Here is a 12,483-nt window from a genome sequence, read left to right as displayed (position 1 = left end):
TTCACTAAGATGGCTACCATGCAGGATAAACAGCTTCATCCCGACACGACTTTTAGCCTCACTGATGTCACGTTCCGCGTGCCTGGCCGCACGCTACTCCATCCGCTGTCTATCACCTTCCCGGTGGGCAAAGTCACTGGCCTGATTGGCCATAACGGCTCCGGTAAATCGACGCTGCTGAAAATGCTGGGTCGCCATCAGAAACCTTCTGAGGGTGAAATTCTGCTGAACTCACAGCCGCTGGACAGCTGGGGCAGCAAAGCTTTTGCCCGGCAGGTGGCCTATCTTCCCCAGCAGCTTCCTGCCGCTGAGGGTATGACGGTGCGTGAGCTGGTGGCGATTGGACGTTACCCGTGGCATGGGGCGTTAGGGCGCTTTGGCGTGGCTGACCGTGAGCTGGTGGATGAGGCAATCAGTCTGGTAGGGCTGAAGCCGCTCGCGCATCGCCTGGTGGACAGCCTGTCCGGCGGCGAGCGCCAGCGGGCATGGATCGCCATGCTGGTGGCGCAGGATAGCCGCTGCCTGCTGCTGGATGAGCCAACGTCTGCGCTGGATATCGCTCATCAGGTGGACGTGCTGGCGCTGATCCATCGTCTTAGCCAGGAGCGCGGCCTGACCGTGGTTGCCGTTCTACACGACATTAATATGGCTGCGCGGTACTGCGACAATCTGGTGGCGCTACGCGGTGGCGAAATGATCGCGCAAGGGACGCCGGAAGCCTTAATGCAAAGTGATACGCTGGAGCATATCTACGGTATTCCGATGGGCATCCTGCCGCACCCGGCGGGGGCTGCGCCGGTCAGTTTTGTTTATTGATGAGCCGTATGAATGACTTTATTTTAACCCGTCGCCGCCTTTTGGCGGCGATGGCGCTTTCACCGCTGCTGCTAAAATTACCTGCCGCGCAGGCGGCGGTGCCGGATGCAAAACGCATCATCGCCCTGGAATGGCTGCCCGTTGAGCTGATGATGGCGCTCGGCGTCACGCCGATGGCCGTCGCCGACATCCCTAATTACCAAATCTGGGTGAACGAACCTAAGCTGCCGGAAGGTGTGATTGATGTTGGCCTGCGCACCGAACCTAACCTCGAGCTGATGGCGCAGCTAAAACCATCGCTGATTCTCTATTCTGCGGGCTACGGCCCTTCGCCGGAAAAAATAACCCGTATCGCCCCTGGGCTTGGGTTCAATTTTAACGATGGCTCCGGCAAGCCGCTGGAGATTGCGCGTAAATCGCTCATTCAACTGGGGGATACGCTGGGTATGCAGCAGGCCGCCAGTCGGCATCTGGCCGAATTTGATGCGTTTATTGCCAGCATGAAGCCTCGCTTTGCCGCGCGCGGCAACCGTCCAGTGCTGCTGATGTCATTTTTGGATAATCGCCATGCGCTGGTGGTGGGCAAGCACAGCTTATTCGAGCAGGTGATGGATTTGCTGGGGGTGAAGAATGCCTGGCAAGAAGAGACGAACTTCTGGGGGACGGCGGTCGTTGGGATTGAACGTCTGGCGGCGATAAAAGACGCCGATGTGCTGTGCTTCGACCATAAAAACGAAGCGATGGCCCGCCAGGTGACGGCCACGCCGCTGTGGAAAGCGATGCCGTTTATCCGCCAGAACCGTTTTCAGCAAGTTCCCGCCGTCTGGCTTTATGGCACGACCATGTCGGCTATGCACTTTGCCCGCGTGCTGGACGACGGCCTGAGGAGCCTGGCCTGATGAGACGTCACGTTATTTTCCCCGCCAGCCTGCTGCTGGTGCTGTTTGTTTGTGCGCTCTGGCTGACGCTGCATAACATGCATGGCGTCTTACCCTCTTCGCAGTGGCGCAGTGCTTTTATCCAGCCGGACATCGACAATGTTCAACAGATGCTGTTTCACTTCAGCCTGCTGCCGCGTCTCGCAATATCGCTGTTGGTTGGTGCCGGGCTGGGTCTCGTCGGCGTGCTGTTCCAGCAGGTGCTGCGCAATCCTCTGGCGGAGCCGACAACGCTTGGTGTAGCCAGCGGGGCTCAGCTTGGCGTCACGGTTGCTACGCTTTGGGTGCTGCCGCTGGCTGCCCAGCCGTTTGCGGCGCTGATTGGTGCGGCGGTCGTTGGCCTGCTTGTTTTTGGCGTCGCCTGGGGCAAGCGGATGTCGCCGGTCACGCTGATTCTTGCGGGCCTGGTGCTGAGTCTTTATTGCGGGGCGGTCAACCAACTGCTGGCAATCTTCCACCATGACCAGCTGCAGAATATGTTCCTGTGGAGCACTGGATCGCTCAATCAACAGGACTGGAGCAGCGTTGAGAGTCTGTGGCCACGCCTGCTGGGCGGCCTGCTGCTAACGCTGCTGTTGCTGCGTCCGTTGACGCTGATGGGACTGGATGATGGCGTGGCGCGTAATCTGGGCCTGGCGCTTTCGCTGGTCAGGCTGGTGACGCTGGCGCTGGCGATTGTGATCAGTGCTCAGTTGGTTAATGCGGTCGGGATCGTTGGTTTTATCGGGCTGTTTGCGCCGCTGCTGGCAAAAATGCTGGGTGCTCGGCGCCTGGTTGCTCGTTTGTGCCTGGCTCCGCTTATTGGGGCGCTGATTCTCTGGCTGTCTGACCAGGTGGTGGTTTGGCTTTCCAGCGTGTGGGGTGAAGTCTCTACCGGGACGGTCACTGCGCTGATTGGCGCACCTATCCTGCTGTGGCTGCTGCCGCGTCTGCGTACCAGCGGTGCACCGTCCATGAGCGCCGGAGATCATGTTCAGGCTGAACGCCAGCGTGTGCTGCTTTGGGTGGCCACGGGACTTGGCATTCTGCTGCTGGTGATTGCCGCCGCGCTGGCACTGGGGCGTGACGCACACGGCTGGCGATGGTTAAGTGGTGCGCTCTTTGACGATGTGCTGCCGTGGCGCTGGCCGCGCGTTATGGCGGCTTTGACCGCAGGCGTGATGCTGGCGGTTGCGGGCTGCCTTATCCAGCGGCTAACCGGCAACGCGATGGCAAGTCCGGAAGTCTTGGGTATTAGCTCCGGCGCGGCCTTCGGCGTGGTATTGATGCTGTTTATTGTGCCGGGGAATGCGTTTGTCTGGCTGTTGCCGGCGGGCAGCCTTGGTGCGGCGGTAACGCTGCTGATCATCATGATGGCTGCCGGACGAGGCGGTTTTTCTCCTCAGCGTATGCTGTTGGCCGGGATGGCGCTCAGCACCGCCTTTACCATGCTGCTGATGATGCTGATGGCAAGCGGCGATCCGCGTATGGCGACGCTGCTGACCTGGATTTCTGGCTCGACGTATAACGTTACAGGCGAGCAGGCGGTCAGAACGCTGGTTGTCATGGTTGGGCTGTTAGCCATCACGCCGCTACTGCGCCGCTGGCTGATGATTTTACCACTGGGCGGTGCCACCGCACGGGCGGTGGGAATGGCGTTAACACCATCGCGCTTTGCGCTGCTGTTGCTGGCGGCAACGCTTACCGCCACGGCGACGTTAATCGTCGGCCCGCTGAGTTTTGTCGGGCTGATGGCGCCACATATTGCTCGCATGCTTGGCTTCCGCAGGGCAATGCCGCAGATAGCGATGGCCGGGATTTTTGGCGGGATGTTAATGATTCTGGCGGACTGGTGCGGCAGGATGATTCTGTTCCCAAATCAGGTGCCGGCGGGGCTGCTGGCGACGTTTATCGGTGCGCCTTATTTCGTTTATTTGCTGAGAAAGCAGGGGCGGTAACCCCTCACCCTAACCCTCTCCCCAAAGGGGAGAGGGAACTGAAAAGAGCATAAATCTGCTGTTTTTCCCCCTCGCCCTTCCAGGGAGAGGGTAAAATTACAGCTTCGCAAACACGCGGCGTGCCGCGTCGATGGTCCGCTGAATATCTTCTTTGCTATGCGCCACGGACATAAAGCCCGCCTCAAACGCTGACGGCGCAAGGTATACACCTTCTTCCAGCATCAGGTGGAAGAAGCGCTTGAAGCGCTCTACATCGCAGGCAACCACGTCTTTATAGCTGGTGACGGTTTCGGCATCGGTGAAGAACAGGCCGAACATGCCGCCGACGTTATTCACCACCAGTGGGATATTTTCTGCTTTAGCCGCATTCAACAGGCCATTAGCCAGCATTTCCGTCAGCTCGGTCAGGGTCTGGTGAACGCCGGGCTGCGACACTTCTGTCAGGCAGGCGAAGCCCGCCGCCATGGCGATAGGGTTCCCGGAGAGCGTGCCCGCCTGGTAAACCGGGCCCGTTGGAGCCAGCGCGTCCATGATTTCGCGACGGCCACCGAAGGCGCCGACTGGCATCCCGCCGCCGATGATTTTGCCGAGGCAGGTCAGGTCTGGTTCGACGTCGTAGTAAGACTGAGCGCCCGCCAGCGCCACGCGGAAGCCGGTCATCACTTCATCAATAATCAGCAGTGCACCAAATTCGTCGCACAGCGCTCGCAGGCCCGGCAGGAAGTCCGCATGCGGAGGAATACAGTTCATGTTGCCCGCGACGGGTTCAACGATGATGCAGGCCACGTCCTGAGGATATTGCTCAAAGGCTTCGCGCACGGAGGCCAGATCGTTATAGGTGCAGGTCAGGGTGTGCTTCGCAAAGTCAGCCGGCACGCCCGGAGAGTTTGGTTGGCCGAGCGTCAGAGCGCCGGAACCGGCTTTCACCAGCAGGCAATCAGCGTGGCCGTGGTAGCAGCCTTCGAATTTGATGATTTTATCCCGGCCAGTGTAGCCGCGAGCGAGGCGGATAGCGCTCATGGTGGCTTCGGTGCCGGAGTTCACCATACGAACCATGTCCATGGTCGGCACCAGCTCACAAACCAGCTCCGCCATTTTCACTTCCATTTCGGTTGGCGCCCCAAAGCTCAGGCCGCGCTCAACGGCTTCAATGACAGCGTTGCGGATCGCCGGGTGGTTGTGGCCGAGCACCATTGGGCCCCATGAGCCAACGTAATCGATATAGGCTTTACCGTCTGCGTCATACAGGTAAGCCCCGTCCGCACGCTCGATAAACAGAGGCACTCCGCCTACGCCAGTAAAGGCGCGTACCGGAGAGTTAACGCCGCCGGGAATGACCTGGCGGGCTGCGGCGTACAGGTTTTCAGACTTACTCATGAATCGGCTCCTGATTCGTGGAAATGGTGACAGCGGGCTATTCTATGTGAAACCTGCCTCGCGTTGAAATATTTGCCCAAATCAAACGTTACGGTTTATTAGCTAATTTAATAAGACGAAGGTCTTTTCTGTGGGTAAAATGCCCGCCTTATTTGTATGACTAACCGGTTCGGAACCATGAATTTAGCCCATAACTCTCTCGATCAGGCGCAAAGCGTCCAACAGCGTCGCGGGGCGATTCTGCGTCGTCTGATTGGCCAGGATAAAATGCCGCTAATGATTTTGCTGATGGCCGCGGTGGTTGGCACGCTGGCGGGCCTGGTCGGCGTGGCGTTTGAGAAGTCGGTTAACTGGGTGCTTCAGCACCGTATCGGTATGCTGGTGCAGGTCGCGGACAGCGCCTGGCTGGTGTGGCCGCTGGCGTTTATCAGCTCGGCGCTGCTGGCGATGGTGGGCTATTTTCTGGTGCGTCGTTTCGCGCCTGAAGCCGGTGGGTCGGGCATTCCTGAAATCGAAGGGGCACTGGAGGATTTGCGGCCGGTGCGCTGGTGGCGCGTGATCCCGGTGAAATTCATCGGCGGGATGGGCACGCTCGGCGCGGGTATGGTGCTGGGGCGCGAAGGTCCGACCGTACAGCTTGGCGGTAACATCGGGCGTATGGTGACGGACATCTTCCGCATGAAAAGTGCGGAAGCTCGTCATTCGCTGCTGGCAACCGGCGCTGCTGCCGGGCTGTCTGCGGCATTTAATGCGCCGCTGGCCGGGATCCTGTTTATCATCGAAGAGATGCGTACCCAGTTCCGCTATAACCTGATTTCGATAAAAGCGGTGTTTATCGGCGTGATTATGTCGAGCATCGTGTTCCGGATCTTTAATACCGAAACCACGGTGATTCAGGTGGGCAAACTTGCGGATGCGCCGGTCAACACGCTCTGGCTGTATCTGATCCTCGGCATGATTTTTGGCATTGTCGGCGTGGTGTTTAACCGGCTGGTGATCGGCGCTCAGGATATGTTCCAGCGCATTCACGGCGGCAACATTAAGAAGTGGGTGCTGATCGGCGGGCTTATTGGTGGGCTTTGCGGTGTGCTGGGGCTTATTCAGCAGGCGGCGTCCGGCGGCGGGTTTAGTCTTATCCCGATTGCGGCCGTGGGGAATTACACCATCGGGATGCTGCTGTTCCTGTTCATCGCTCGGGTCATCACTACTTTGCTCTGTTTCTCCTCCGGTGCACCGGGCGGTATTTTTGCCCCGATGCTGGCGCTGGGCACGCTGCTTGGCACCGCGTTTGGCACGGCTTGTGCCGCCTGGTTCCCCGCGTATCATCTTGATATGGGCACTTTTGCGATTGCCGGAATGGGAGCGTTACTCGCCGCCTCACTGCGTGCACCGCTCACCGCTATCGTGCTGGTGCTTGAGATGACGGATAATTACCAGCTCATTCTGCCAATGATTATCACCTGTCTTGGGGCGACACTGTTGGCACAATTTTTGGGCGGGAAACCGCTATACTCGGTGATTCTGGCAAGAACTCTGGCAAAACAAGAAGCTGAGAAAGCGCGAGCGGGCGAGCAGGCTTCCGTCGGGCAGAATACTTGAACGAATTACTCGGGTATTAGATAATGCCGCAAAAGTGCGGGTTGTTTTCTGCCCGACTTGTTAATTGTTGGGAGCAAAAAATGAGTGATGACGTAGTAGCGCTGCCGCTGCAGTTTACCGAAGCCGCAGCCAATAAAGTGAAAAGTCTGATTGCAGACGAAGAGAACCCGAATCTGAAACTTCGCGTCTATATCACCGGTGGTGGTTGCAGCGGCTTCCAGTATGGCTTTACCTTTGACGACCAGATCAACGACGGCGATATGACCATCGAGAAGCAGGGCGTTGCCCTGGTTGTGGATCCAATGAGCCTGCAATACCTGGTCGGTGGCGCGGTGGATTACAGCGAAGGCCTGGAAGGCTCCCGCTTCGTGGTGACTAACCCGAACGCGAAAAGCACCTGCGGGTGTGGTTCCTCCTTCAGCATCTGATAAGTTGCTGAAATAAAAAAGCCGCGTATCAAACGCGGCTTTTTTTATCGCTATTGTCGGTCATTTAGCGCAAAGGTCGGCAGTTTAAGGTGCCAGTAGATGGCCGCCAGGCGAATCGTCAGCGTGACCACCATGCCAATCATACTGGCCTGCTCCAGCGGGACGTTAAAGGTGTGGTAAGCCGTGGCGTGGACGATACCGCCAATAATACAGGCGGTGGCATAAATCTCGGTGCGCAGAATCATCGGGACTTCACGGGCCAATACGTCGCGGATGATCCCGCCGCCTACGCCAGTGATTACGCCCATGCAGATTGCAACCAGCGGGCTGGCATGGGCCAGAAACGCTTTATTGACGCCGATGCCAACAAACACGGCCAGGCCGACGGCATCCAGCACGGGAAGTACCCACTTAGGCAGACGTCGCGGCTGGCGAACCAGGACGATTGTCAGCATACAGGTCACCATGGCGACGACAAGGTCAGTGGGATCTTTCACCCAGAATACCGGGCCGTTGGCTAATGCCATATCGCGAATGGTTCCCCCGCCTACCGCGGTAACCACCCCGAGCACCAGCACGCCAAAGGGATCCATCCGCAGCTTCCCGGCCAACAAAACGCCGGAAATAGCGAACACGGCGGTACCGACAATATCCAGCCAATAGACCAGCATTTATGACCCTCAGAGCATGACGTTAAGCTTTCGCCAGCTCTTCGCAGAGCTGTTTTGCGGCGAGGATAATACGCGGGCCTGAGCGAGTAAACCAGTCATCATTCACGGCAATAACCGGAACTTTCAACTGATTACTCCAGAACTGCTGCACCGACGGAATATTGCTCGCATCGTCTGAGATAATAATAGCCTGCGGCTGGCGCGTCAGAACCTGCTCGCGACTGACCTGCGGCCAGGGAACCCGGCTGTCGGCGAAAATATTGCGCCCACCGCAAAGCTCAACGACTTCGTTCTGAATGGAATCTTTGCTGGTGGTAAACAGCGGCTGCTGGCTGAACTGCAGGAACACTTTTTTGCTTTGGGTATGGCCGTAGCGAGTTTTTAGCTCTGCAAACTGCCGGGATAGCGTCTCTGCGGCTTTGATTGCCTTTTCTGGTGTTGGACTGAGCGGGGCTAGCTGACGCAGCGCGGCCTCAACGTCAGCAACGCTTTTAGGATCCAGCCAGATGACCTTAATGCCCAGCGAAACCAGTTGGTTTACCTGCCTGTCCGGGTTACCACCTCGCCAGGCGAGGACTGCGTCCGGTTTCAGGGCAACGATGCGCTCGAAGTTCACGCCCTGCCAGTTGGCTAACTGTTCAATCTGCTTTGCCTGAGGTGGGTAATCAGAATAAGCACTCACCGCAATAGGGGTGATACCGGCGGCGAAGGCCAGTTCTGTATTAGCGGGAGAGAGGGAGATGACCCGAGGCGCCGCAAACAGCAGCGCCGGGAGGCAAAGGAGCAGGGCGGTCGCCCCGCGCCAAAGGATGAGCTTAGCCACGAGCCAGGTGCTGAACCAGTTTTTCCACCATCAGAGTGGATTGCTTGGCGGCGACGGCCAGGAATTCTTCGAAGCTCAGGTGGGACTGCTGATCGGCCACGTCGGAGATGGCGCGTACAACTACAAACGGCGTGTTGAAGTTATGGCAAACGTGGCCGATGGCCGTCGCTTCCATTTCTACCGCCACGGCCTGCGGGAAGTTGTGGCGAATTTTTGCCAGCGCCACTGAGCCGTTAATAAACGCGTCGCCGCTGACGATCAGGCCGCGAACCGCGTGCAGATCCAGCTCTTTAATGCAGGTTTCTGCTGCCTCAATAAGCTTTTTATCGGCAATGAAAGCTGCCGGACAGCCCGCCATCTGGCCATATTCGTAACCGAAAGCAGTGACGTCAGCATCGTGGTAACGCACTTCGTCAGATACCACGATATCGCCCACTTTCAGCGTCGGCGCCAGGCCGCCTGCGGAACCGGTGTTGATGATCACGTCTGGCTTGCAGTGTTCCAGCAGCAGCGTAGCACCCATGGCCGCAGAAACTTTGCCGATGCCGGACTTCAGCAGCGCCACTTCAACGCCGTTCAGCGTCCCGGTATAAATTTCGCAACCGGCGATGCTCAGAGTGTGACGGTTTTCGATTTTGTCACGCAGCAGCGTAACTTCTTCTTCCATTGCACCAATAATGCCTGCTTTCATAGAGATACTCGCTAATGTGGTGGAACATGACTCAATTTTCGGGGCATAGTCTATCATGGCAAACAGTCTCCTTATCAACGGAACAGGAGTGGGCATGAGCGAAATAGACTTCCGCAAAAAAATTAACTGGCACCGACGCTTCCGCTCGCCCGAAGGAGAGAAGAGCGAACTTGAGATCCTGCGTATCTTCGAAAGCGATCGCGGCAGGATCATTAATTCTCCCGCAATTCGCCGCCTGCAGCAGAAAACGCAGGTCTTCCCGCTGGAGCGTAATGCTGCCGTGCGCACCCGTCTTACCCATTCGCTGGAGGTGCAGCAGGTCGGGCGCTACATTGCCAAAGAGATCCTTAGCCGCCTGAAAGAGCAGAAGGCGCTGGAGAAATATGGGCTGGATGAGCTAACTGGCCCGTTTGAAAGCATAGTGGAAATGGCCTGCCTGATGCATGACATCGGCAATCCGCCGTTCGGGCATTTTGGCGAGTCGGCGATTAACGACTGGTTCCGCCAGCGTCTGCAGCCGAAAGACAGCGGCGGGCAGCCACGCAGTGACGATCGCTGCAAGGTGGATGTGCTCCGGCTGCGCGAAGGCGAAGAGGGATTAAATACGTTACGCAGCAAAGTTCGCCAGGACTTGTGCCATTTTGAAGGGAATGCGCAAGGCATCCGGCTGGTGCACAGCCTGCTGCGGATGAACCTAACCTGGGCGCAGGTCGGCTGCATTCTCAAATACACCCGCCCGGCCTGGTTTGCCCAAAAGCCACCAGCAAGCCACGCTTATTTGATGAAGAAGCCGGGTTTTTATTTGTCGGAAGAAGGATACATCGAGCGCCTGCGCAAAGAGTTGAACCTGGGCGAGTACAGCCGTTTTCCGCTGACCTGGATCATGGAGGCTGCGGACGATATTTCTTACTGCGTGGCGGATCTCGAAGATGCCGTTGAGAAACGTATTTTCAGCGTCGAGCAGCTTTATCAGCATCTGAGCGAGTCCTGGGGCGAGCAGAAGAAAGGCGATCTCTTTGAGCTGGTAGTCAAAGATGCCTGGGAGAAATCCCGCACCAACCAAATGCGCCGCAGTGCGGAAGATCAGTTCTTTATGTACCTGCGCGTCAATACGCTAAACAAACTGGCGCCGTATGCCGCCCAGCGTTTTATCGACAATTTGCCTGAGATTTATTCCGGCGAGTTCAATCATGCGCTGCTGGAGGACGACAGCCCGTATGCCCGACTGCTGGAGCTGTACAAGCAGGTGGCCGTGCGGCAGGTCTTCAGCCACCCGGATATTGAGCAACTGGAGCTGCAGGGGTATCGGGTTATCAGCGGTTTACTGGATATTTACAGTCCCTTACTCGAGCTTTCAACGGAGGACTTCACGGAGCTGGTGAGCAAGGAAAGCCTGCGTCGTCTGCCTATTGAATCAAGACTTTTCCACAAACTTTCAACTAAACATAGGCTTGCCTATGTAGAAGCGGTGAGCGCTTTGCATCCGGCAAGCCTTGATTTTTCCGTGTGGGAATACTATTTCCGTGCAAGGCTTATTCAGGATTACATCAGTGGAATGACCGATTTATATGCCTGGGATGAGTATCGACGCCTGATGGCGGTGGAGTGAGTTTTCTCGGGAGTTTTGTAAAGATAGAGAATAAATTTTTACTTTTTCCATGCACTTAAGCGCTGAACTTAGCGCGTAAACTTCACTCTGAATGGTGTACCAACACAGCAATTTTGCGTTATTTGAAAGTTGAGATGATTCCATGAAAAAAACCACGTTAGCAATGAGTGCGCTGGCTCTTAGTCTGGGTTTGGCGCTGAGTCCGATGTCTGCCTCCGCCGCTGAGACGGCCTCTTCCGCATCTGCTGCGCAGCCGCTGCCAAGCCTTGCGCCGATGCTGGAGCAGGTGATGCCTTCAGTGGTGAGTATCAACGTTGAAGGGAGCACAACGGTAAATACTCCGCGTATGGGGCGTAATTTCCAGCAATTCTTCGGCGACAATTCCCCGTTCTGCCAGGACGGTTCGCCGTTCCAAAGCTCACCTTTCTGCCAGGGCGGTGGCGCTCAGGGCGGTGGTGGTGACGGAGGCAGCCAGCAGCAGAAATTTATGGCCCTGGGCTCTGGGGTAATTATTGATGCGGCGAAAGGCTATGTCGTGACCAACAACCACGTGGTGGATAACGCCACCGTGATTAAAGTTCAGCTAAGCGATGGCCGTAAGTTTGACGCCAAAGTGGTGGGTAAAGACCCACGCTCCGATATCGCGCTGATTCAGCTGCAGGATCCTAAAAACCTGACGGCGATTAAAATTGCCGACTCCGACGCGCTGCGCGTAGGTGATTACACCGTAGCCATCGGTAACCCATATGGCCTGGGCGAAACCGTGACCTCCGGTATCGTTTCTGCGCTGGGCCGTAGCGGCCTGAACGTGGAAAACTACGAAAACTTTATCCAGACCGATGCGGCGATCAACCGCGGTAACTCCGGCGGGGCGCTGGTTAACCTGAACGGCGAGCTTATCGGTATCAACACGGCGATTCTGGCTCCGGACGGCGGCAACATCGGTATCGGCTTTGCTATCCCGAGTAACATGGTGAAAAACCTGACCGCTCAGATGGTGCAGTACGGTCAGGTTCGTCGTGGCGAGCTGGGGATTATGGGCACTGAGCTGAACTCCGAGCTGGCGAAAGCGATGAAAGTCGACGCTCAGCGTGGTGCGTTTGTCAGCCAGGTCATGCCGAACTCTTCCGCGGCTAAAGCAGGAATCAAAGCAGGGGATGTGATCACCACGCTGAACGGCAAGGCGATCAGTAGTTTTGCCGCACTGCGCGCAGAAGTGGGTTCTATGCCAGTGGGCAGCAAAATCTCGCTGGGTCTGCTGCGTGATGGTAAGCCAGTGACGGTGAGTCTGGAGCTGCAGCAAAGCACTCAGAATCAGGTTGATGCCGCCACTATCTTCACCGGTATTGAAGGTGCGGAGATGAGCAACCGCGGCGGTAAAGACCAGAAAGGCGTGCAGGTCACCAGCGTGAAGCCAAATACGCCGGCCGCGCGTATTGGCCTGAAAAAAGGTGACATTATCGTCGGCGTGAACCAGCAGGCGGTGAATAATATCGCTGAGCTGCGTAAAGTGATGGACAGCAAGCCGTCGGTGATGGCGCTGAGCATTCAGCGCGGTGATGCGCAGATTTACCTTCTGATGCAGTAATCTTCG

11 protein-coding genes are annotated in these 12,483 nt (G+C 57.0%); 7 read left to right on the top strand and 4 right to left on the bottom strand.

The features are described from left to right. The first annotated feature begins 18 nt into the window (after positions 1-18). Genes fhuC through fhuB form a run of 3 tightly spaced genes read left to right on the top strand, consistent with a single transcriptional unit; the run spans position 19 to position 3,691 of the window. A complete protein-coding gene (gene fhuC / locus F3J28_RS13130; protein ID WP_166876717.1) occupies positions 19-816 on the top strand; it encodes a Fe3+-hydroxamate ABC transporter ATP-binding protein FhuC in 798 nt (265 codons plus the stop codon). After that, complete coding sequence (gene fhuD / locus F3J28_RS13125; protein ID WP_166876714.1) at positions 816-1,715, top strand: Fe(3+)-hydroxamate ABC transporter substrate-binding protein FhuD; 900 nt, start codon at positions 816-818, stop codon at positions 1,713-1,715. The genes fhuC and fhuD overlap by 1 nt, the downstream gene beginning before the upstream one ends. After that, positions 1,715-3,691: a Fe(3+)-hydroxamate ABC transporter permease FhuB gene (gene fhuB / locus F3J28_RS13120; protein ID WP_502706907.1), complete on the top strand. Its 1,977-nt coding sequence runs from the start codon at positions 1,715-1,717 to the stop codon at positions 3,689-3,691. Before fhuD ends, fhuB begins: the two co-directional genes overlap by 1 nt. 96 nt (positions 3,692-3,787) lie before the next feature. Here fhuB and hemL read toward each other — a convergent pair whose 3' ends face one another. Beyond that, the gene (gene hemL, locus F3J28_RS13115; protein WP_166876711.1) at positions 3,788-5,068 is read right to left on the bottom strand and encodes a glutamate-1-semialdehyde 2,1-aminomutase; all 1,281 of its coding nucleotides are present in this window, start codon (positions 5,066-5,068) and stop codon (positions 3,788-3,790) included. Between the two features lie 177 nt (positions 5,069-5,245). On the opposite strand from hemL, the gene clcA reads away from it, so the two are divergent. Both clcA and erpA read left to right on the top strand, forming a co-directional pair. Further along, positions 5,246-6,667: a H(+)/Cl(-) exchange transporter ClcA gene (gene clcA / locus F3J28_RS13110; protein WP_166876708.1), complete on the top strand. Its 1,422-nt coding sequence runs from the start codon at positions 5,246-5,248 to the stop codon at positions 6,665-6,667. A gap of 80 nt (positions 6,668-6,747) precedes the next feature. Then, positions 6,748-7,095, top strand: a complete 348-nt coding sequence (gene erpA, locus F3J28_RS13105) for an iron-sulfur cluster insertion protein ErpA (RefSeq protein ID WP_008456903.1) — start codon at positions 6,748-6,750, stop codon at positions 7,093-7,095. 50 nt (positions 7,096-7,145) lie between these two features. Here the strand turns inward: erpA and F3J28_RS13100 are convergent, their stop codons facing one another. From F3J28_RS13100 to mtnN, 3 genes are read right to left on the bottom strand one after another with little or no spacing between them, the layout of a single operon-like run. Next, positions 7,146-7,766, bottom strand: coding sequence for a TRIC cation channel family protein (locus F3J28_RS13100; protein WP_166876705.1), 621 nt, complete (start codon positions 7,764-7,766; stop codon positions 7,146-7,148). Between the two features lie 22 nt (positions 7,767-7,788). After that, the gene (btuF, locus tag F3J28_RS13095) at positions 7,789-8,589 is read right to left on the bottom strand and encodes a vitamin B12 ABC transporter substrate-binding protein BtuF (protein WP_166876702.1); all 801 of its coding nucleotides are present in this window, start codon (positions 8,587-8,589) and stop codon (positions 7,789-7,791) included. Then, complete coding sequence (gene mtnN / locus F3J28_RS13090; protein WP_039296490.1) at positions 8,582-9,280, bottom strand: 5'-methylthioadenosine/S-adenosylhomocysteine nucleosidase; 699 nt, start codon at positions 9,278-9,280, stop codon at positions 8,582-8,584. The genes btuF and mtnN overlap by 8 nt, the downstream gene beginning before the upstream one ends. A 94-nt stretch (positions 9,281-9,374) precedes the next feature. Here mtnN and dgt point away from each other — a divergent pair, with 94 nt between their 5' ends. Then, a complete protein-coding gene (dgt, locus tag F3J28_RS13085) occupies positions 9,375-10,889 on the top strand; it encodes a dGTPase (protein WP_166876699.1) in 1,515 nt (504 codons plus the stop codon). A 142-nt stretch (positions 10,890-11,031) separates the two neighbouring features. After that, on the top strand, positions 11,032-12,477 hold the full coding sequence (degP, locus tag F3J28_RS13080; protein WP_008456911.1) for a serine endoprotease DegP: 1,446 nt from the start codon (positions 11,032-11,034) through the stop codon (positions 12,475-12,477). Positions 12,478-12,483 lie beyond the last annotated feature (6 nt).

The organism is Enterobacter sp. Ap-1006 (assembly GCF_011752835.1).
Taxonomy (GTDB): domain Bacteria; phylum Pseudomonadota; class Gammaproteobacteria; order Enterobacterales; family Enterobacteriaceae; genus Cedecea.
The sequence above is the reverse complement of the archived record's forward strand: the minus strand, read 5'-3'. Positions and strand labels throughout refer to the sequence as shown.